The following is a 21265-nucleotide window of genomic DNA, read 5'->3' on the forward strand; positions in this document are numbered from 1 at the left end:
CGATGTTCTGTTGACAGGTCAGCCTGCCGGGGATGCACCGCGTGCCCAGGCTGGCAGGCGCCGTTCAGAAGGGTTCATTGTATATGGCTCAGAGATTTCAGTCCCTGTCCTTCAAGGTCATTGCCACTTTCATCCTGCTGACCGTGCTGTCGATCGCGGTCATCGACGTGCTTGCCTATTTCGCCAGCAGCCGCATATCCGACGAGCAGGCGCTGAAGGCCAAGGAAAGCGTGCTGATCTTCCGTGGCGACATGTTGCAGGACCAACTGGCGCAGCTTGAGAACCAGGCCAATTCCATCGCGCGCATCGAGGCGCTGCAGATGTCGATCACCAGCTTGAAGAGCGGCTGGAAGACAATCCAGAAGACTTCGGGGGATGCTCGCGCCGAGCTGAAGAAGGTTTTCATCACGGGCAATCCCAACCCGGCCGACCAGCGCGAGAAGCTGATGAAGCCGGAAGGGCCGAGCGGGTTCTATTATTCAAACCATGAGCAGACGCAGGGCGAAGTTGCCCGCGACCTCGAAAACACCGCTTTCAGCGATCTGCTGATCGCCGATCTCGACGGTAGCGTGCTCTATTCCTACAAAAAGGACGACGACTTCGCGGAGAATCTGAAGTCGGACGCCTGGAAGACAACCGGCGCCGGCATCGCATTCGCCAAGGCGGTCGAGAATACCGCCAAGGCGACGGATGACGCCGCGCCGACGGGCTTCTCCGGCCTTCGTGTCGATGCGGCAAGCGGTAAACCCGCGATCTTCTATGCCGTGCCCATCGTCAAGCTCGGGGCCGCCAAGGGCATCATCCTGTTCAAGGTGCGCGACGACATCATCTCGAGCATTCTTGCCAAGGGCATCGTGCAGGGCAGCACCGCGCGGGCTGCGATCGTCTCCAGCGATGGCTCCGCTATCGCCCTCGATGCCGGGGGGAAGCTTGCGACCCTCGATGCCACCCCCTTCACTTTCATCAAGGACGCGCTTGCTAGCTCCGCGATGATCGTGGCTGATTTCGACCGGGCGGATGGCGCGGCCCGCGCCTATGTCCGTGGCATCGACTATCGCGGCGACCGCTTCCTCGTGGTCGAGAGCGTCCTGCTCAGCGAGCTCAATGCCGGCTCGATCGAGATCGCCACTTTGCTGACGATGATCGGCATCGGCGTGCTCGTCGTCATGGCCATCGCGACCGGGCTCGTCACCAATTTCCTGTTTTCGCCGCTGGCGCGGCTTGCCGGTGTGACTCGCGACGTCGCCGACGGCAAGCTCGACAGCGAGATCGGCAGCCTGAACCGCAAGGATGAGATCGGCACGATGGCCAACGCACTTGCCCGCTTCCGCCAATCGCTGATCGAAAGCCGCGCACTCGAAGCCGCCAGCGAAGAGACGCGCCTGCAGGCCGAGCACGACCGTCAGCAGAACCTCGCCCATCGCGAGGCCGAAGCGAGGACGCTGCAGCAGGTGGTCGAGGCGATTGACGAGGGGTTGCATCATCTGGCGAGCGGCGATCTCGCCTATCAGATCGATACGCGCTTCCCGAACGAACTCGAAAGCCTGCGCATCAATTTCAACGAGGCACTCGCCACGCTCAGCGAAACCATGACGGCGATTGGCGGTAACTCGATGGCGGTACGCGCCGGCTCCGAGGAGATGCGCACCGGCGCCGACGAGCTTGCCGGGCGCACCGAGCGTCAGGCCGGCTCGATCACCGAGACGGCGAATGCGATCAGCGCCATCACCCAGTCCGTTCGCCGCCAGATCGAGCGGGCAGAACAGGCCGAGCGCATCGCGCGCGACGCCAAAAAGGAGACGACCGGCTCCAGCCAGATCATGCGCGAGACGATCGCGGCGATGGAGGCGATCCAGACCTCCTCGCGCCAGATCAACACGATCATATCGGTCATTGACGACATCGCCTTTCAGACCAATCTCCTGGCGCTCAACGCCGGCGTCGAGGCGGCACGCGCCGGTGAATCGGGCAAGGGCTTCGCCGTCGTCGCCATGGAAGTCCGGGAGCTCGCCCAGCGCTCATCGAGCGCGGCCAAGGAAATCTCCAGCCTGCTGCAGAAATCGACGCATGAGGTCGAAAGCGGCGTTGCACTTGTGGAAAGGGCCGGCGTTGCCCTGACCGGCATCGGCGCCCATGTCGAGGCGATAAACGGGCAGATCAACGAGATCATGGAGTCGACCCGTGAGGAAGCCAGTACGTTGCGTGAGATCAACAGCGCCGTGGCCGAACTCGACGCGATGACGCAGCAGAACGCCTCGATGGTCGAGGAGACGACGGCGGCGATCCACCGGCTGGCGACGGAAGCTCTGGAAATGGACCGCCAGCTCGGCAATTTCACGCTGCCGCAGGGGCAACACAGGCCAAGTGCCGAGGTGCATGTGTTGCGTCGTCGCCGCTGAGATGTGCTTTCGCTATTCGACAAGGGCCGCCATCGCGCGGCCCTTTTGTTTGCGTGCACGGTTTGGAATGGGTCAGGCGCCAACCTACATAGACGGCATCGTTCAACAGCCCGGCAGGTTTCCATGGTTCCCTTCTCCATACTCGACCTTTCTCCCGTTGCCGAAGGCAGCACCGTGCGCCAGTCGCTCGAAAGCTCGGCGCGAATGGCTCAGAAGGCTGAAGAATTCGGCTACAAGCGCTTCTGGCTCGCCGAGCATCACGGCATGCCTGCCATTGCCAGTGCGGCGACCGCCGTTGTCATCGGGCATGTCGGGGCTGCGACAAAACGCATCCGCATCGGTTCCGGCGGCATCATGCTGCCCAATCACTCGCCGCTTGTCATCGCCGAGCAGTTCGGCACACTGGAGGCGCTTTTTCCCGGCCGCATCGATCTCGGCCTGGGACGGGCTCCGGGGACGGACATGCGCACGGCACAGGCGCTGCGGCGTAACCTCGAAGCCGGCGCGAACAGCTTCCCGAATGATGTGGTGGAATTGCAGCAGCTTCTCGGTACCCCGCTCGAGAATCAGGCGATCCTTGCGGTTCCAGGCAATGGCTCGCATGTGCCGATCTGGCTGCTCGGCTCCAGCCTCTACAGCGCCCAACTTGCGGCGATGCTTGGGCTTCCCTACGCCTTCGCCTCGCATTTTGCCCCCGACATGCTGCTCGACGCCATCGCGATCTACCGCGAGCGCTTCCAGCCCTCGGCGACTCTCGACAAGCCCTATGTCATGGTCGGCGTCATGGGCGCGGTGGCAGCGACGGACGAGGAGGCGCGCTACCATTTCACGTCCGCCCAGCAGCAATTCGTCAACCTGCGGCGCAATGTGCGCGGTCCTTTCCCGCGCCCTGTCACCGATATGGAGAGCTTCTGGTCGCCGATGGAGAAGATGAACGTCGAACACACACTGCGCTACGCCGTGGTAGGGTCGCCGGCGACGACTGAGGCGAAACTGGCGGAGTTTCTCAAGGAAACGGCGGCCGACGAGGTGATCATCTCGATGCCGATCCATGATGTCGAGGCGCGGCTGAAGTCGGTGGAACTGTTCGCAGGTCTTGGAAATTTCATGCGGGTCGCTGCGTAGGATTGTAAGCGGCGTCCGAGAGACAAAAAACCCGGCGTCGCGGCCGGGTTTTTATGGGCGATCGCTGCAAGGTTCAGGCTGAAAGCTTCGCCAGAACCTCTTCCGAGACCTCGAAGTTGGAATAGACGTTCTGTACGTCATCGTCGTCTTCGAGCGAGTCGATGAGTTTCATCAGCGACTGGGCTTTTTCCTCGTCCACCGGCACGTTGTTCTGGGCGCGCCAGACAGCCTTGACGGTTTCGGCTTCGCCGAGGCTAGCCTCCAGGGCTCTCGATACTTCGCCAAGCGCTTCGAAAGCGCAGGTAATGTAATGGCCTTCCTCGTCGGTCTCGACGTCATCGGCGCCGGCTTCGATCGCGGCTTCCATCACCTTGTCGGCGTCGCCAGCAGAAAGCTTATAGGTGATTTCCCCGACATGGTCGAACGAGAAGGAAACGGAACCGGTTTCGCCGAGGGCGCCGCCGGCCTTGGTAAAGATCGAGCGGACGTTGGAGGCAGTGCGGTTGCGGTTGTCGGTCAGGGCCTCGACGATGATCGCCGTGCCGCCCGGACCATAGCCTTCGTAGCGGACTTCATCATAGTTTTCGCCGTCGGCGCCGGCTGCCTTCTTGATGGCGCGGTCGATATTGTCCTTCGGCATGGACTGGGCCTTGGCATTCTGGATCGCCAAGCGAAGACGGGCGTTCATCGTCGGGTCGGGCAGGCCGGCCTTGGCTGCCACGGTGATTTCGCGCGCAAGCTTGGAGAACATTTTCGACCGCACGGCGTCCTGACGGCCCTTGCGGTGCATGATGTTTTTAAACTGTGAATGGCCAGCCATGGCACCCCTGTTCACGTCTCATTGTTCGGAATGGGCCGCCTTATAAGAGCGAAACGACACCCATTCAAGGAAAAAGCAGTTCGGAACAAAGGCAGGAGGATGACGTTTCAACCGAACTCCACCCAACGGAAAGGAACGGTCATGGCAAGTCTCAGCGAGGCGCGGGAGCAACCAGCTCGTCAGCTTTGGGATCAGGTCAACGATGTTCATGCCGGCATGCTCGGAATTTCCGGGCTTGATATGCACATGCAGCCGATGGCGCCGCATGCCGATCCGACCACCAACACGATCTGGTTCTACACCAAGACCGACGCCGACATCGTGCGCGCCATCAAACCCGGCAGTCGGGCGCATTTCTGCGTCATCGGCAAGGATCACGACTATCACGCCTGCCTTTCCGGCGTCATCGAGGTACGCCCCGACCCTTCCAAGATCGAGGAATATTGGAGTTCGATGGTGGCGGCATGGTATGACGGCGGCAAGAAGGACCCGAAACTCACCATGCTTTCCCTGCATGTCGATGATGCCGAGATCTGGGTTTCGACAGGCAGCACGCTAAAATTCGGTTGGGAGATCGCCAAGGCCAATCTCGATGACGACAAGATGCCCGAGGTCGGCGTCAAACGTCACCTGCAATTTGCTTGATCAGCAAGGTTTGGAGGGACCCGCCGGGCTTTTGCTTTTACTGCGCGCCTTTCATCACATAGATCAGCGGCTTCTTGGGAAGCGTGCGCATGGAGACGGTGAGGCTGTCATCAGGCGCATAAGTGATATCGAAGCCCTTTCCGAACATGGAGACGAAGGCATTGACCGGCGGACCACGGCGGTGCATCGGCAGGATCAGCGACGAGCGCAGCCGCTTGATAACGCGGCTCATGCTGTCGGCGCCCATGGTCAGGCCGCCGTCGACGGGCACCATGACGACGTCAAGGCGGCCGATTTCGGTATAATGGCTATCCGTCAGCTCGTAGTGCAGATGGCCGAGATGGCCGATGCAGAGACCGGCAATTTCGAAGATGAAAATCGAGTTTCCATCCGCCTGGGAGCCGCCGAGGCCGTAGCTGAAGCGGATGTCCGTGGTAACATTGCGGATATAGGCATCGCCGACGACGAGATTGATGCTGGCCTTCTCGCCCGGCACGTCGCTCCAGCCGTGGAGCACATGCTTGATGTCGGGCTCAGGCGTTAGGGTGAAGTGGGTCGTATGAGCTTTGTTCATCGTGACGACATCGGGCGTCGTCGCCGGCCTGTACCAGCCATTATAATCCGTCGCGATGATGATGCCGCCGGGTGTCTCGATTTCGAAGGTGGAATGGCCGAGATAGGTGAATCTAACATCCTCGCCCTCGGACACGGCCGGCACCAGCGCCGGGACGCCAGAAAAACTGGCGAAGGTTACATTGGGCATTTTCTCGGCGATCGCGTGGCACTGGCTGGCTCGCTGGCGCTGCTCCTGTGCCTGGGCAGGATCTGATGCGGGGAAGGCCGCCAGGCATGTGATAGCGAGGATAAGATAATGCGGCTTCATGCCACCCCTCCGGCGCTTTCATTTAGCGGCGGAGGATGCGTCATGAGGTCGCAGCGGTCCAGAGCAGCGATGCTCACAATTGCGTGTTGGAGCGGCTGGATTACCTCCAGAACTCCGGTACCGTCTCCGCCAGCCGCGGCCCGAGCCGCAGCGGCGCGATCTTTTCGGCCAGTCCGGTGGCATCGGAAATCTCCACGCCGACGCCGCAGATCGTCGCCGGCCCGCTCGCCGCTTCCATGCGGCCCTTCGGCATCTTGGAGATGAAGCGGTTGAGCGGCTCCTCCTTGTCCATGCCGAGGGAGGAATCGTAATCGCCGCACATGCCGGCATCCGACATATAGGCGGTGCCGCCGTTCAGGATCTGCGCGTCGGCGGTTGGCACGTGAGTGTGGGTGCCGACGACGAAGCTGGCGCGGCCATCGACGAAATGTCCGAAACATTGCTTCTCGCTGGTCGCTTCCGCGTGGAAATCGAAAATGATCGCATCGGCCTGCTCCTTCAGCGGGCAGGCGTCGAGGATCACTTCGGCCGATTTGAAGGGGTCGTCGAGCTCCGGATGCATGAACACCCGGCCCATGACATTGGCAACGAGCACGCGCGCGCCGTTCCTGGCATAGAAAAGTCCGGAGCCGCGGCCGGGTGTGCCTTGCGGATAATTGGCCGGCCGCAGGAACTGATCATGCCGCCCGGCAAAAGCGACGGCCTCCTTCTGGTCCCATACGTGATTGCCGGTCGTCACCACATCGGCGCCGGCATTGATCGTTTCGAGAAAGATGTCCTCGGTGATGCCGAAACCGCCGGCGGCATTCTCGCCGTTGACGACGACGAAATCGAGCCTGAGGTCGGAGATCAGACCGGGTAGCCGGTCCCAGACCGCCGTGCGTCCCGTCTTGCCGACCATGTCACCCAAAAAAAGCAGCCGCATTCCCTATCCAATCCAAGAGGCAAAAAAGCGAAGGCCGCTTTCTGTCAGGATGGCATCCAGGCTTATGTCATGCGGCTCGTCGGGCACATGTGCCACTTCCTGGCAGTCGAATGCAATGCCGATCAGCTTGGGATGCAGGTCTTTCTCTCTTAGCCGGCTGATGGCGCGGTCGTAGTAGCCGGCGCCGTAGCCGATGCGATGGCCTCTGACATCGAAGGCCGAAAGCGGCACGAGCATGATCTCGGGATCGAGGACGGCCGCGTGTTCGGTGGGGCCGACCGTGCCGAACCCGGTCGCGACAAGCGGTGCGTCTTCCGCCAGTTCGCGAAAGACGATGGTCTGCTTGTCGAGGATCGCCGGCACGCAGAGCCGCGCACCGCGTGCTGCAAAGCGCGCCATCAGCGGCCTGAGATCGGCCTCCGATCGGATCGGCAGGAAGCCGGAGATGATGGTGCCTGGCTCGAAAGCAACCGCCTCGCCGGCGTGATCGGCCATTGCGAGGCTTTTGGCGGTGCGCTCTTCAGGAGTGACGGCATCGCGGGCGGCCAGGCGTTCGTTGCGCAGCTGCGCTTTCAGTTCTTTTGCGGTCATACGATCTGCCGGATTGAGAGGTTCGACCGAGCATAACCGGCCGGAGACCCGATGCAAATGCCGGCTGCGACAGGGCTGCGCCCGTTTCACGTCGTATCGGTCTGCGGTTGCCGATCGTCAGACGAGGATGTCCATCGACTCGGCGCAGATTCGTGTCACGGCGACACCGGCAAGGCAGCCGCCAGCCGCCGCATCGTTTCCTCGAACAAGGGGGCTCCACCTGGCATCCAGCCGAGAGCGCGGATTTTTGCAGTGCTCATCGGATTAAGGGCAGCCTTGTCGGCGGGCGGCGGCAAGGCGTGACGACAGCCCGTTTCACGGCGGATAGGCGCAAGAATGTCGCGTGTGTCTACCGATATGTCCGATATGTTAAAGACCTCGCCCGAGATGCGGGTGCTTTCCGTCTCCAGCATCAGTCGCACCGCGCGGCCGATGTCGCGGCCATGAACCTCCGTCCCGGCGCGCGCAGCAACCGGCCGACCGGCGAGATAATCGGCGATGAGACCATCCCATTTGTTCGGCGTGAGATCGCCATAGACACCGGTCGCCCTCAGGCTTACGCCGGCAAAACCCGGCGTCGAGAGATGGCTAAGCGCACCTTCGGCGTCGAATTTGATCTGGCCGTAGAGCGTCTCCGGCTTTGGCAGCATCGTTTCGACAAGCTCGGTTCCCGGTGGGTGGTCGCCATAGGCAGCGCGGCTGGACAGGAAGACGCAACGGCGCGTGCCGGCGCGTTTGGCCGCTTCGAAAAGTCGGACGGTGCCGTCGAGGTTCAATCTCTGGAAGCTCTTGGGATCGTCGCCCTCGCCGCCGCGATATTTGCCGGGAACATGGCTGAAGGCGGCGTGGACGAAGAAATAAGCGTCGTCGAAGACGTCGATCTGATCCTTTTCGGGGTCGAGGGGGAGTGCTGTGAATTCGACCGGGCGGGAGAAGAAGCGCGGCAGCGGCGCCCGGCGCCCGCCGACAATCACGTGATAGCCGGCGGTCAGCAGCTCCTCGACGACGTACCGGCCGACGAGACCCGTTCCCCCGGATACCAATACTTTCATGCCGTCCCTTCCGGATTTCTCAGCGCCGTGATCTCGGGCATATCGCCGCTCTCGTGTATACGGTGCCATAGATCGATTAAAGGTTGTAGCTGTTTTGCCTTGGAATGATCCTTTTCCCACGGTTTCTCATACTGGTAGTGCAGGATCGAAATGCTCTTCCAGTCCCAAAGCTCCGGCATGGTGAACCAGACATATTGCAGCATGTTGAAATAAACCGGCAGGCCGTGCCATTCGGGGAAGAACGTCTCAAGAAAGGTCTGATCGGTGCGTCGCCAGAAGGCCTCCGGCCTGTCGAGGCGTTCGAGCATGTGCCGGAATGTCTCACGCGAGGGCGTGGCGACGAAGACGCCGGAATTCATGCGGCGAAAATCGGCAAGGCTCTCATAGACGTTGGGAGCGGCAGAAAGTTCCGGATAGAGGAAGAGCCTGTCGACGTTCTTCAGCACGAGGGCGTCGGCGTCGATGAAGACGCAGCGCTCATATTCCACCAGCTGCCAGAGCCTGAGCTTGCAGAAATTGTCGAGTGGCGAATGGAAGTCCGGCTTGCGGCCTTTGGTGAAGGGGGCCGCGGCATGGAGATGGCCACGGGCGTGGCGCTCGTTGAAGGTATCGGAGAGGGGCAGGTGCTCGACTTGGATCAGGCGACAGTCGAGGGTCTTGAGCGGGGCGAGGGCGGCCGCGTCAACGCCGCCGGTGTGGAGGACGACGATATCGGCGCCGGTGCCGGTGCGGCGCAGGGAGCGGGCGAGGGCGGTGGCGCCCATGGCATAGTCGGCGTTGGTGACGAGGGTGACGTAGGCTAGTTTCGAGGTAGAAGTCATCGGCGTCGGCCGCTTCCACCCACGCCCTCGTTCCTGTGCCTGTCACAGGAATCCAGCCACGGCGCGTCCGCGCCGTGAATGACTCTCCTGCGCCCAATGACCTGGGCGCGCTGGATTCCTGTGACGTCCCTCGGGCTAAGCCCGAGGAAGGGAATGAGGGGGAGATCGTGGGACTGGCAGGGCTTCAATAGTAAGCCCTCACTCACGATACCGACTTCAGCCGCTTGCCTTCCGGATCGTGATCAATCGTCGCGGCTATGTCCCTGGTCCAGGCGGAGACGGCCGGCACGCGGGAGCGGTCGACGCGATAGGCGAATTTCTTCGCCACGTCGACGATTTCGCCCAGCAGCCCGGCTTCCAGCGTGGTCGGTTCGAGGCCAAGGTCGAGGAACTTTTCGTTCCGGACGATCAGCTCGTTTTCGGCGGCCTCCTTGCGCGGGTTGGGCAGCCAGGCGATCTTGGCGCCGCTCATCCTGGCGATCATCTCGGCGAGGTCGCGCACCCGGTGGGTTTCCGTCATTTGATTGAAGATCTCGACGCGGGCGCCACGGGCGGGCGGGTTCTTCAGCGCCAGCTCGATGCAGCGCACGGAATCCTGGATGTGGATGAAGGCGCGGGTCTGGCCGCCGGTGCCATGCACCGTCAGCGGATAATCGATCGCTGCCTGAATGAGGAAACGGTTCAGCACCGTGCCGTAATCGCCGTCGTAATCGAAACGATTGATCAGCTGAGCGTGGCGGCGCGTCTGCTCGGTATGCGTTCCCCAGACGATGCCCTGATGCAGGTCGGTGATTCGCAAGCCGTCATTCCTGGCGTAGAACTGGAACAGAAGCTGATCCAGGCACTTGGTCATGTGGTAGATCGAGCCCGGATTGGAAGGGTAGAGAATTTCCTGGCTTACCGTCTCGCCCGTCGGCGTTTCGATGCCAACCGGCAGGTAGCCTTCAGGGATTGCCGCGCCGACCGTCGAGTAGCCATAGACGCCCATGGTGCCGAGATGGATGAGGTGTGCGTCGAGATTGAGCTCGGTCAGCGCGTTCAGCAGGTTATGCGTGGCGCTGACATTGTTGTTGACCGTGTAGTTCTTGTGGCGGTCGCTCTTCATCGAATAGGGCGCGGCGCGCTGTTCGGCGAAATGAATGATGGCATCCGGCCGGTGTTCCGAAAGCCATTTCTTCAGAAGTTCGTAATCCTTGGCGAGATCGATCAGATTGAAGTGGATACGGCGTCCGGTTTCGGCATGCCAGATGCGCGTGCGCTCCTGGATCGAATCCATCGGAGTGAGCGACTGAACGCCGAGTTCGGTGTCGATCCAGCGGCGCGAGAGATTGTCGAGAATATGGATATCGTGACCGGCATCGGAAAGGTGGAGCGAGGTGGGCCAACCAATGAAACCGTCTCCGCCCATAACCGCAATCTTCATCGCATCGTCTCCTGATCGGTCGCTTATTATCGGCAATAGTTAGAAATTATGACAATCATTCAATGCCTGCCGGCGGCGCATTCAACGGCTGCCGGCCGGGCATTCAATGCTTGCCTGCCGCGAAGCGTTGCGCCAAAGAGGGCACCTCACTTTGGAGAAAATTATGACGGAACGCCCTTTTTCCATATCGGGAGAGCTGACGGAGGCTGGACACCGCCTCGTCCAGCGGGTCTATTATGAAGATACGGATTTCTCCGGCCTGGTCTATCACGCCCGCTACCTGCACTTCCTCGAGCGCGGCCGTACCGACTATCTGCGCTGCCTCGGTGTCGAGCAACGCGAACTCGTCAGCGCCGACGAGGAAGGCCTCGTCTTCGTCGTTCACCGCATGGAGATCGATTTCAAGAGCCCCGCGCGCATGGATGACGTGCTGACGATCCTGACGCATACGGAAAAGGCCGGAGGCGCCAAGATGGTGCTCAACCAGCAGATCCGTTCAGGCGAAAGCCTGCTGATTGCAGCCAGGGTGATCATCGCCGTCATCAATGCCAAGGGGCGGCCACGCCGGCTGCCGGAAACGCTGGCGGCAAAATTCCTGGAAGGCAGCCATCCTTTGTAGTACCGAACCAGGCCTTGTCAAAACTTGAATTTTATGTGAAGGAATTACCGCGCCGCAGGATGAGCGCTCTTTCGGCAGCCGGACCATGCTCCGGTCAAGTAATCCACGGAACAAAATCTTCCGAATACAGGCTTTCTGTCATAGTACGGCACTAACGATCTATTAACCATAATAGTGTCTTACTGGGAAAGTCGGAGTTTGTGCGGTGCACGCCTTCCTTTGACCAAATTTGACGGCAAGAAGGCGGAAGAAGAGCTTGGAAGCTTGACCAGGGCTTTGGGCGGCGGTCGCCGGACACTTCTTGCGAGATCATTTTGTGCCGCCCGGTCCAGCGCCGGGCGTTTGGATTCGGGGATTTTGGATCAATGGAACAAGTAGGATTGGCAGCAGCCACGACGGACGTCAGCCTCTGGTCGCTTTTCATGCAGGCCGGCATCGTCGTCAAGCTCGTCATGCTCGGGCTGATCGCGGCCTCGGTCTGGACGTGGGCGATCGTCATCGACAAGTATCTAGCCTATGGCCGCGCACGGCGCCAGTTCGACAAGTTCGAGCAGGTGTTCTGGTCTGGCCAGTCGCTGGAAGAACTCTACCGCTCGCTGTCGGAACGCAACAATACCGGGTTGGCGTCGATCTTCGTCGCGGCCATGCGCGAATGGAAAAAATCCTTCGAACGCGGCGCCCGCTCGCCGATCGGCCTGCAGATGCGTATCGACCGCGCCATGGACGTAACGCTCGCCCGTGAAACCGAATATCTCGGCGCCCGTCTCGGATCGCTTGCCACCATCGGTTCGGCCGGCCCGTTCATCGGCCTCTTCGGTACGGTCGTCGGTATTATGACCTCCTTTCAGGCGATCGCTGGCTCGAAATCGACGAACCTCGCGGTCGTCGCACCCGGTATCGCCGAGGCGCTGCTCGCCACGGCAATCGGTCTCGTCGCCGCTATCCCGGCCGTTATCGCCTACAACAAGTTCTCTGCCGATGCCGGCAAGCTCTCGGCCCGCATGGAAGGTTTCGCGGACGAATTCTCCGCCATACTTTCGCGCCAGATCGACGAGAAGCTGCAGCCGCGCGCTGCCGCTCAGTAACCAACGGAGTATTCTCAGATGGGTATGGCTGTTGGAGGCAATGGCGGCGGGGGCGGCGGACGCCGCCGTCGCGGCGGTCGGAATAAGGCCGTCATTTCTGAAATCAACGTGACGCCGCTCGTCGACGTCATGCTCGTGCTTTTGATCATCTTCATGGTCGCCGCACCGATGATGACCGTCGGCGTGCCGATCGACCTGCCGGAAACGCAGGCCAAGGCGCTGAATTCCGAGACGCAGCCGATCACGATCTCGGTCAAGAACTCCGGCGAAGTCTATCTGCAGGAAACGCCGATCCCGGCAGCGGAGATTGCCGCCAAGCTCGAGGCAATCGCCACCACCGGCTATAACGAACGCATCTTCGTGCGCGGCGACGCGACGGCGCCCTATGGCGTCATCGCTGACGTGATGGCCCGCATCCAGGGGGCCGGCTTCAAGAATATCGGTCTCGTGACGCAGCAGAAGAAGGACCAATAGCGTTCAAGATGAAGACCAGCGTCGTCACATCTGCTGTTCTGCATTGCCTGGTGCTCACCTGGGCGATGGTGTCTTTGAGCGCCCCGGAATCCTTCAAGGTCGAGGATTTCGAAGCGATGCCGGTCGATCTCGTGCCGGTGGAATCCATCACCCAGTTGCAGCAAGGCGACAAGAAGGCTCCGAAGAAGGAGACGTCCGCGCCCGTGCCGACGAGCCGGCCGCCGATCTCGCAGCCTGCCGAAAACGCCGGCGACAACAATGTCGACTTGAAGACGCCGCCGGTGCCGAACGCCAAGCCGAGTAATACGGAGGCTGCGGCAGCGAATTCGAGCGAGAAGCCACTGCCGACGACCGATCCGAATCCGAACGATGTCAAGGAAGTCAACAAGGAAGAGACTGAGGTCGATCAGCCGAAGGAGGTTGCCTCCATTCCGCCGCCGAAGCCCGTTGAAGTGACGCCGCCGAAGCCGGAGGAAAAACCGCCGGAAGAGCAGGCCAAGCCCGAAGAGTCGCCGAAGCCGGATGCGGAAGCTTTGCCGGACAAGGTGCCGACGCCGGTCGTCAAGCCGCAGGTAAAGCCGCCGGAACCGCAGAAGACGGCCGAAAAGCCACCGGAAAAGCCCGCGGACGAGCCGAAGGCTGCGGAAAAACCGACGGACAAGAAGAAGGCCGACAAAAAGCAGGAAGTGGCGAAATCGGCCTCGACGATGAAGAGCGATTTCAATGCTGACGAGATTTCGGCCTTGTTGAACAAGACCGATCCTTCCGCTGGCGGCGCCAAGCGCTCGACGCAGGAGGCATCGCTCGGTGCGAAGAAGAGCAATGGTGGCTCGAAACTCAGCCAGAGCGAAGAAGATGCTGTGCGCGGCTTGATCGAGGGGAACTGGCTTGTCACGCCGGGAATGGAAGGCCTTTCTGGCATGGTCATCAAGGTGCATATGAAGCTCGACAGGGATGGCAACATTATCGGCCAGCCGGAAGTCGAGTCATCGGGCGGCAGCAGCAGCGATGCCACACGCCGTGCGCTGGAAAGCGGCGCATACAGAGCCGTCATGAAATCCGCACCCTTCTCGATGCTTCCGAAGGACAAGTATGACGCTTGGAATGAGTTCGACCTTAACTTCGATCCAAGCAGCATGGGAATCTAGATGCTGATGGACCTGTCCCATGGCAACAAGTCTATTGCGGCCGCCATCAGGTTTGGAACGGTTCTGGCTTGTGCACCTGAAGCGTTGGCGCAACCGGTCGATCCGTCGATCTCCGACAACTCGGCCGGGGATTTGCAGCACGCAATCGCTTCCTCGTTCAATGTTCCTCCCGGGCAGGCGAGGGACGGCGGAGTCGTGATTACAATCCACCTGTGGCTCGATAAGGCTGGCGCGATCGTTGGTTCACCCAAGGTCACAGCCTCGGGCGGCACCGAAGCGGTTCGGAAAAGCCTGTCGGCTGCGGCTCTCCGCGCTGTTCCGCGTTCCGCGCCATTCACCATGCTCCCGAAAGAAAAATACGAATCCTGGAGGGAAGTCGTCCTGCACTTCGAATCCAGCGATCTGATTCCATAGATGCTGAAAGGCTGTTTGGTATGACAAAGTGTTCCTTTTTCCGCGCCATTTTGGTCGCAGTCGGTCTGGCGACCACTGCCGTCTTTGCGACGCCGGCCAATGCGCTCGTCACCCTCGACATTCGAAAAGGCAACGTTCAGCCGCTGCCGATTGCGGTGACGGACTTCCTGCAGGGCGATATGGGTGCGCAGGTCTCGCAGGTGATCGCCGCCGACCTGCAGCGTTCCGGCCTTTTCGCACCGATCAACAAGAGCGCCTTCATTGAGAAGATTTCCAACCCCGATGCCGCGCCGCGGTTTGAAGATTGGAAGGTCATCAACGCCCAGGCGCTGGTCACCGGCCGTGTGACGCAGGAGGCCGATGGACGTCTTCGGGCCGAATTCCGTCTCTGGGATCCCTTCGCCGGGCAGCAGATGACCGGGCAGCAGTTCTATACGCAGCCGGAGAATTGGCGCCGTGTGGCCCACATCATCGCCGACGCGATCTACAAGCAGATCACCGGCGAGGAAGGCTATTTCGACACCCGCGTCGTCTTCGTCTCTGAATCGGGGACCAAGCAGCAGCGCAAGCGTCAGCTGGCGATCATGGACCAGGACGGTTTCAACGTGCGGACGCTGACCGACGGCAGCGACCTCGTGCTGACGCCGCGCTTCTCGCCGAGCCGGCAAGAAGTCACCTACATGTCCTTCGCCAACCAGCAGCCGCGCGTCTATCTGCTGCAGCTCGAAACCGGGCAGCGCGAAGTTGTCGGCAACTTCCCCGGAATGACCTTCTCGCCGCGCTTTTCGCCGGATGGCCAGAAGGTGATCATGAGCCTGCAGCAGGAAGGCAATTCCAACATCTATACGATGGACCTGCGCTCGCGCACGACGACGCGGCTGACCTCGACGGCGGCGATCGATACCTCGCCCTCCTATTCGCCTGACGGTGCACGCATCAGCTTCGAAAGCGACCGAGGCGGCAAGCCGCAGATCTATGTGATGAACGCCGATGGCTCGGGCCAAACCCGTATTTCCTTCGGGGACGGCTCCTATTCGACGCCGGTCTGGTCGCCGCGCGGGGATCTCATCGCCTTCACCAAACAGTCCGGCGGCAAGTTCTCGATCGGCGTGATGAAGCCGGATGGCTCGGGCGAGCGCATCCTGACGTCCGGCTTCCACAATGAAGGCCCGACCTGGGCGCCGAACGGCCGTGTGCTGATGTTCTTCCGCCAGGCGGCAGGCGCGGGTGGCCCGCAACTCTATTCGATTGATCTGACCGGCTATAACGAGCAGCTGGTGAAGACGCCGAGCTATGCTTCCGACCCGGCATGGTCGCCGCTGCTGGAGTAGCGAGTGCATCAATGCCTTTATGTCGCCTCAAAGTCGTGGAAACCGGGCGACACGGGACAAATCAGTAAATTGTTAACCATAATCTTTGAGGGGCGGTTAACCGAGTGCGGTTACTGTCCGGAAACCCTGATGAACTCGCAAGGAGACCGGCCATGAGCCGAATTCATACCCCGGCAATGAGCCGTATGCAGAATTTTGCCCGCAACCCCGTCATGATCGCGCTTGTCGCCGGTCTCGCGCTTGCAAGCTGCGCGAACAAGAAGAACGGCGGCATGCCGAACAGCGCCGGCGACATGGGTCTCGGCGCAGGCGCCGCGACGCCGGGCTCGACCCAGGACTTCACGGTCAATGTCGGTGACCGCATCTTCTTCGATACCGACTCCACGTCGATTCGCGCCGATGCCGCTCAGACGCTCGACCGTCAGGCACAGTGGCTCGGCCGTTATCCGAACTACCAGATCACCGTTGAAGGCCATGCCGACGAACGCGGCACCCGCGAATATAACCTCGCCCTTGGCGCCCGTCGCGCTGCTGCCACCAAGGACTACCTCGCTTCGCGCGGCGTTCCGGCGCAGCGCATGAAGACGATCTCCTACGGCAAGGAACGGCCGGTCGCCGTCTGCGACGATATTTCCTGCTGGTCGCAGAACCGCCGCGCGGTCACCGTGCTCGGCGGCGCCGGCATGTAATTTCCAGTTATAATTGGTTTTACGGAGGCGGTCCCATCCGGGGCCGCCTTTTCTTTTTGACCACACTTTGGCCAGACTCCGTTGCTTTTTGACAGCAATTGGAAAAATCTCCTGTTCGTGCCTCACGGCGCGAAGAATCACTGGGACAGGACGATACATATGAAGAAACTTGTCGTGGCAGGCATGCTGTGCCTGGCGGCTATGACCGGGAGCGAACGAGCGGCTTACTCGGCCTCGTTCTTCGGGCTGCATCTTGGCGGCCGATCCGCGGACCAGCAGCCGGCCCCTCCCGTCGTCAGGGTGCAGAGCGGGGACGCGGAAATCCGTGTGCAGCAGCTCGAAGAGCAAATGCGGCAGCTGAACGGCCGAATCGAGGAGATGAGCTTTCAGCTCCTGCAGATGCAGGAGACGATCCGCAAGCAGCAGGAAGACAATGAATTCCGCTTCCAGCAGCTCGAAAAAACCGGTAGCGGCGGCGGTGGCGCCAAGGCTCCGGTCAAAAAGAGCGAGACCGATGTCGCTCCGGCAGCGTCCGGGAGCGACGACGTCGCCAGGGTGATCCAAGCACCGCAGGGGGCCGAAACGGCTCCCTCCACCGATGTGCCCAGTAATACCGGCCTCGGCCAGCCTCCGAAGCAGCTCGGCTCGATCGACTTCGATCAGAACGGCAACGCGATCGGCGGAAGCGTCGACGAAAACGCCACTATCGGTTCCGCCCCGATTCCCAATGCCAATAGCGGGACGCCGCAGCAGACGGCCTCGCTCGGTAACGAGGCGGATCAGTACAAGTCAGCCTACGGCCACGTATTGTCAGGCGATTACGGCACGGCCGAGCAGGAATTCAACCAGTACATCGCCCGTTACCCGAGCAGTGCGCGGGCGGCGGACGCCAATTTCTGGCTCGGCGAGGCGCTTTATTCACAGGGCAAATACAACGAGGCGGCCAAGACTTTCCTCAACGCGCATCAGAAATACGGTAGCTCGGAAAAAGCGCCGGAAATGCTGCTGAAGCTCGGCATGTCGCTTGCGGCCCTCGACAATAAAGAGACGGCCTGCGCGACCCTGCGCGAAGTCTCGAAGCGTTATCCCAAGGCGTCACGCGCCGTCATAAGCAAGGTTGCGAGCGAACAGAAACGCCTCGCCTGCTGAGGTCTTCCGGAATGTCTCCGGAAGTCGCATCGCCTGGAGAGGCAATCCTTCAGTTTCTCGCATCGCTTCGAAGTCCTGCGCGTATTCTCGTCGCGATCTCGGGCGGCAGCGATTCCAGCGGCCTGCTTCTCCTCCTCGATGAAGCCGTGAAGGCCGCGCCCCATCTTGAAATTTCCCTTTGTGCCGCGACGGTCGACCACGCGCTACGCGCCGGCTCCGCAGACGAGGCGCGAGAGGTCGCAGCCCTCTGTGCATCCCTCGGCATTCCCCATATTATCTCGACATGGCAAGGCGAAAAGCCGAAAACCGGCATCATGGCTGCGGCCCGCGAAGCCCGTTACAGCCTTCTGGCCGAGGCAGCGGAAGCGTTCGGCGCCAATCTTATCGTCACCGGCCATACGCTGGACGACCAGCGTGAAACGCTGCGGATGCGCGGGATGCGAACAGAGCAACTTTCGAGCGGTATCGCCGACGCCGTGCTCTTCGACCGGCGCCTCTGGATCCTGCGGCCGCTTCTTTTTGTCGCGCGGGCGGATATACGCGCTTTCCTGCGGGCGCGGGGCGTGCGGTGGATCGACGATCCGAGCAATGAGGATACCAAGTACGAGCGTGTGCGGATGCGCCGGCAGCTGTCTGCCGGTCCTGCGGCGGAGACGGATATTCGCGCAGTCTGGGAAGAAAGGCTGGCCCTGTCGTCTCGAGCCGCCGAGTGGCTGGATTGTCATTTCCAGCTTCACGGCGGCGTGCTTGGGCAGGTAATGCCCGACGGGTTGCGGCAGGACCATGCGGTCCTCGACTATACGCTCGGCCGCCTGACAGCCGTGTTCGGCGGGCAGCCATTCGCGCCGGGCAGGGTGCAGATGGACCGTGTTCTCGCATTCGCCGCCGGCAGCGAGCCGGGACGGATGACCACCGGCCGAGTGGTGTTCGATCTCAGGTGCGATGGGCTTTATCTGGCGCGGGAGAACCGGGGGATAATGCCGCTGGTGTTGCGGCCGGGGGAGGCTGGGGTTTGGGATGGGAGGTTCCGTGTTGAAGACCGGCTACGAACGACCATGAGGGTGGAAGCTCAGGCCACGCGCTCCGCCCTCATTCCTGTGCCCGTCACAGGAATCCAGCCGCCGCGGGTCGGCGCGGCGAATGACTCATCGATGCGTAACAAGTCTTCTGCGCCCAAGGACTTGGACGCGCTGGATTCCTGTGACGGGCACAGGAATGAGGGAGGGCGGGACAGGGGGCTTCCCAAATCCGCATGGAAACGCGCAATCGAGTCGGCGCCCGCCTTATCCTCAGATGGAGCCTATTTATCTCCAGAATCCGCTTCAATGGTTGAATTGACGCCCTATTTCGCACCCTTCGACCGCTTTTTGACACGATTTGATTTCATCTTTGCCGACAGGCTTTCGGCGGTTTTCGCGATGGCGCCCTATGCGGGGCTGCCTTTAAGAAGTATTGACGGAAAAACCATCTGACTTGGGGGATTGCCTTGGCAATAGCGCGGCGCAACCCTATGTTAGAACCTAATTAAGACGGTCGCCATGAGGCGGCTGTTGCAGTGCTGGGGAGTTCAATGAACCCTAACTTACGTAATTTCGCATTGTGGGCGATCATCGCGCTTCTGCTGATCGCCCTTTTCAGCATGTTTCAGACGGCGCCGGCGCAGACGGGTTCCCGCGATATCCCTTATTCGCAGTTTCTGCGTGAGGTTGATGCGGGCCGTGTGAAGGAAGTCGTGGTCACGGGCAACCGTGTCTCGGGAAGCTATGTTGAAAATGGCTCCACCTTCCAGACCTATTCGCCTGTCATCGACGACAGCCTGCTTGATCGCCTGCAGCAGAAGAATGTGCTGGTTTCCGCCCGTCCAGAAACGGATGGTTCTTCGGGTTTTTTGAGCTATCTCGGCACGCTGTTGCCGATGCTTCTCATTCTCGGCGTCTGGCTGTTTTTCATGCGACAGATGCAGGGCGGCTCCCGCGGCGCGATGGGTTTCGGCAAGTCCAAGGCCAAGCTGCTGACGGAAGCGCATGGCCGGGTGACCTTTGAAGACGTCGCCGGCGTCGACGAGGCCAAGCAGGATCTCGAGGAAATCGTTGAATTCCTGCGTGATCCGCAGAAGTTCCAGCGTCTCGGTGGCAAGATCCCGCGCGGTGTGCTGCTGGTCGGCCCTCCGGGCACCGGTAAGACGCTGCTCGCCCGCTCTGTCGCCGGCGAAGCCAACGTGCCCTTCTTCACCATTTCGGGTTCCGACTTCGTCGAAATGTTCGTCGGCGTCGGTGCAAGCCGCGTGCGCGACATGTTCGAGCAGGCGAAGAAGAATGCGCCCTGCATCATCTTCATCGACGAAATCGATGCCGTCGGCCGCCATCGCGGCGCCGGTCTCGGCGGTGGCAACGACGAACGCGAGCAGACGCTGAACCAGTTGCTGGTCGAGATGGATGGTTTCGAGGCGAATGAAGGCGTGATCCTGATTGCCGCCACCAACCGCCCCGACGTCCTCGACCCGGCGCTGCTGCGTCCCGGCCGTTTCGACCGCCAGGTCGTGGTGCCGAACCCCGACATCGTCGGCCGGGAGCGCATCCTCAAAGTGCATGCCCGCAACGTTCCGCTGGCGCCGAATGTCGATCTCAAGGTTCTTGCCCGCGGCACGCCCGGTTTCTCCGGTGCCGATCTGATGAACCTCGTCAATGAAGCCGCCCTCATGGCTGCCCGCCGCAACAAGCGTGTCGTCACCATGCAGGAGTTCGAGGACGCCAAGGACAAGATCATGATGGGCGCCGAGCGCCGTTCCTCGGCAATGACCGAAGCGGAGAAGAAGCTCACCGCCTACCACGAGGCCGGCCACGCCATCACCGCGCTTAACGTCGCTGTTGCCGATCCGCTGCACAAGGCGACGATCATTCCGCGCGGCCGTGCGCTCGGCATGGTCATGCAGCTTCCCGAGGGCGATCGCTACTCGATGAGCTACAAATGGATGGTCTCGCGCCTCTGCATCATGATGGGCGGCCGTGTCGCCGAGGAACTCACCTTCGGCAAGGAGAACATCACTTCAGGCGCGTCTTCAGACATCGAGCAGGCCACCAAGCTTGCCCGCGCCATGGTCACGCAGTGGGGCTTCTCCGATCAGCTCGGTCAGGTCGCTTATGGCGAGAATCAGCAGGAAGTCTTCCTCGGTCACTCGGTTTCGCAGTCGAAGAATGTTTCAGAGGCGACCGCGCAGAAGATCGACAACGAAGTGCGCCGCCTGATCGACGAAGCCTATTCGCAGGCCCGAACGATCCTGACGGAAAAGCACGACGAATTCGTCGCCCTTGCCGAAGGTCTGCTCGAATACGAGACCTTGACCGGTGATGAGATCAAGGCGCTGATCCGCGGTGAGAAGCCCTCCCGCGATCTCGGTGACGATTCGCCGCCGAGCCGTGGATCGGCGGTTCCGAAGGCCGGCGTGCGGCCTGCCACCAAGGGTGATGAGCCCGAAGCCGGTCTCGAACCGCAGCCGCATTGAAGCTGTGACAGCATCTCGAAAACAGGCCGGATTTCCGCTATGGGAGATCCGGCCTTTTTTATTGGTAACGGGATATAATCATTTTTCTCGCTAATTTACGTGCCGATTGCCGCAATTTGTGGCATTCCGCTGAAGAGAAGCAAGCATGAATCACGCTCCTGGACTGACGA

The 21265-nt window shown here is 61.1% G+C and carries 20 protein-coding genes; 13 read left to right on the forward strand and 7 right to left on the reverse strand.

All coding sequences use genetic code 11. The annotated features are described in order from the left end of the window. Nucleotides 1-83 precede the first annotated feature (83 nt). Nucleotides 84-2399, forward strand: coding sequence for a methyl-accepting chemotaxis protein (locus tag HJB91_RS10250; RefSeq protein ID WP_221154610.1), 2316 nt, complete (start codon nucleotides 84-86; stop codon nucleotides 2397-2399). 123 nt (nucleotides 2400-2522) lie between these two features. Further along, the gene (locus HJB91_RS10255; protein WP_210629929.1) at nucleotides 2523-3524 is read left to right on the forward strand and encodes an LLM class flavin-dependent oxidoreductase; all 1002 of its coding nucleotides are present in this window, start codon (nucleotides 2523-2525) and stop codon (nucleotides 3522-3524) included. A gap of 73 nt (nucleotides 3525-3597) precedes the next feature. Here HJB91_RS10255 and HJB91_RS10260 read toward each other — a convergent pair whose 3' ends face one another. Continuing rightward, nucleotides 3598-4344 carry a YebC/PmpR family DNA-binding transcriptional regulator gene (locus tag HJB91_RS10260; RefSeq protein ID WP_210629930.1) on the reverse strand — a complete coding sequence of 249 codons (747 nt, stop codon included), beginning with the start codon at nucleotides 4342-4344 and terminating at the stop codon, nucleotides 3598-3600. Between the two features lie 141 nt (nucleotides 4345-4485). Between HJB91_RS10260 and HJB91_RS10265 the strand changes: the two genes are divergently transcribed. Beyond that, nucleotides 4486-4989, forward strand: coding sequence for a pyridoxamine 5'-phosphate oxidase family protein (locus HJB91_RS10265; protein WP_210629931.1), 504 nt, complete (start codon nucleotides 4486-4488; stop codon nucleotides 4987-4989). A 37-nt stretch (nucleotides 4990-5026) separates the two neighbouring features. Here HJB91_RS10265 and HJB91_RS10270 read toward each other — a convergent pair whose 3' ends face one another. From HJB91_RS10270 to HJB91_RS10295, 6 genes are all read right to left on the reverse strand, one after another. Beyond that, on the reverse strand, nucleotides 5027-5872 hold the full coding sequence (locus HJB91_RS10270; RefSeq protein ID WP_210629932.1) for an MBL fold metallo-hydrolase: 846 nt from the start codon (nucleotides 5870-5872) through the stop codon (nucleotides 5027-5029). Between the two features lie 100 nt (nucleotides 5873-5972). After that, nucleotides 5973-6797, reverse strand: a complete 825-nt coding sequence (locus HJB91_RS10275; RefSeq protein WP_088677967.1) for a TIGR00282 family metallophosphoesterase — start codon at nucleotides 6795-6797, stop codon at nucleotides 5973-5975. A gap of 3 nt (nucleotides 6798-6800) precedes the next feature. Then, nucleotides 6801-7388: a 5-formyltetrahydrofolate cyclo-ligase gene (locus HJB91_RS10280; protein WP_210629933.1), complete on the reverse strand. Its 588-nt coding sequence runs from the start codon at nucleotides 7386-7388 to the stop codon at nucleotides 6801-6803. Nucleotides 7389-7543: 155 nt separating this feature from the next. Continuing rightward, nucleotides 7544-8440: an NAD(P)-dependent oxidoreductase gene (locus HJB91_RS10285; RefSeq protein WP_210629934.1), complete on the reverse strand. Its 897-nt coding sequence runs from the start codon at nucleotides 8438-8440 to the stop codon at nucleotides 7544-7546. Continuing rightward, on the reverse strand, nucleotides 8437-9261 hold the full coding sequence (locus HJB91_RS10290) for a glycosyltransferase (protein ID WP_210629935.1): 825 nt from the start codon (nucleotides 9259-9261) through the stop codon (nucleotides 8437-8439). Before HJB91_RS10290 ends, HJB91_RS10285 begins: the two co-directional genes overlap by 4 nt. 202 nt (nucleotides 9262-9463) lie before the next feature. After that, nucleotides 9464-10684: an NAD-dependent epimerase/dehydratase family protein gene (locus HJB91_RS10295; RefSeq protein WP_210629936.1), complete on the reverse strand. Its 1221-nt coding sequence runs from the start codon at nucleotides 10682-10684 to the stop codon at nucleotides 9464-9466. A 163-nt stretch (nucleotides 10685-10847) separates the two neighbouring features. Between HJB91_RS10295 and ybgC the strand changes: the two genes are divergently transcribed. From ybgC to ftsH, 10 genes are all read left to right on the forward strand, one after another. Beyond that, entirely contained in the window at nucleotides 10848-11303 is a 456-nt protein-coding gene (ybgC, locus tag HJB91_RS10300; RefSeq protein ID WP_210629937.1) for a tol-pal system-associated acyl-CoA thioesterase, read from the forward strand. Between the two features lie 365 nt (nucleotides 11304-11668). Continuing rightward, nucleotides 11669-12388: a protein TolQ gene (gene tolQ / locus HJB91_RS10305; RefSeq protein ID WP_004671617.1), complete on the forward strand. Its 720-nt coding sequence runs from the start codon at nucleotides 11669-11671 to the stop codon at nucleotides 12386-12388. 18 nt (nucleotides 12389-12406) lie between these two features. Further along, nucleotides 12407-12862 (forward strand): protein TolR, encoded by a 456-nt coding sequence (tolR, locus tag HJB91_RS10310; RefSeq protein ID WP_008536277.1) that lies wholly within the window; start codon nucleotides 12407-12409, stop codon nucleotides 12860-12862. A gap of 8 nt (nucleotides 12863-12870) precedes the next feature. After that, nucleotides 12871-14010 (forward strand): cell envelope integrity protein TolA, encoded by a 1140-nt coding sequence (locus HJB91_RS10315; RefSeq protein ID WP_221154611.1) that lies wholly within the window; start codon nucleotides 12871-12873, stop codon nucleotides 14008-14010. Further along, complete coding sequence (locus tag HJB91_RS10320; RefSeq protein WP_221154612.1) at nucleotides 14011-14424, forward strand: hypothetical protein; 414 nt, start codon at nucleotides 14011-14013, stop codon at nucleotides 14422-14424. A gap of 20 nt (nucleotides 14425-14444) precedes the next feature. After that, nucleotides 14445-15755 (forward strand): Tol-Pal system beta propeller repeat protein TolB, encoded by a 1311-nt coding sequence (gene tolB, locus HJB91_RS10325; protein ID WP_221146461.1) that lies wholly within the window; start codon nucleotides 14445-14447, stop codon nucleotides 15753-15755. A 152-nt stretch (nucleotides 15756-15907) separates the two neighbouring features. Further along, nucleotides 15908-16444 carry a peptidoglycan-associated lipoprotein Pal gene (gene pal / locus HJB91_RS10330; RefSeq protein ID WP_210629941.1) on the forward strand — a complete coding sequence of 179 codons (537 nt, stop codon included), beginning with the start codon at nucleotides 15908-15910 and terminating at the stop codon, nucleotides 16442-16444. Nucleotides 16445-16603: 159 nt separating this feature from the next. Next, on the forward strand, nucleotides 16604-17593 hold the full coding sequence (gene ybgF, locus HJB91_RS10335; protein ID WP_221154613.1) for a tol-pal system protein YbgF: 990 nt from the start codon (nucleotides 16604-16606) through the stop codon (nucleotides 17591-17593). Nucleotides 17594-17604: 11 nt separating this feature from the next. Further along, nucleotides 17605-19065: a tRNA lysidine(34) synthetase TilS gene (gene tilS, locus HJB91_RS10340; protein WP_221154618.1), complete on the forward strand. Its 1461-nt coding sequence runs from the start codon at nucleotides 17605-17607 to the stop codon at nucleotides 19063-19065. Between the two features lie 98 nt (nucleotides 19066-19163). Beyond that, nucleotides 19164-21095 (forward strand): ATP-dependent zinc metalloprotease FtsH, encoded by a 1932-nt coding sequence (gene ftsH, locus HJB91_RS10345; RefSeq protein WP_210629944.1) that lies wholly within the window; start codon nucleotides 19164-19166, stop codon nucleotides 21093-21095. The last annotated feature ends 170 nt before the right edge of the window (nucleotides 21096-21265 follow it).

Source organism: Rhizobium sp. NLR10b (assembly GCF_019685435.1).
GTDB lineage: Bacteria > Pseudomonadota > Alphaproteobacteria > Rhizobiales > Rhizobiaceae > Rhizobium.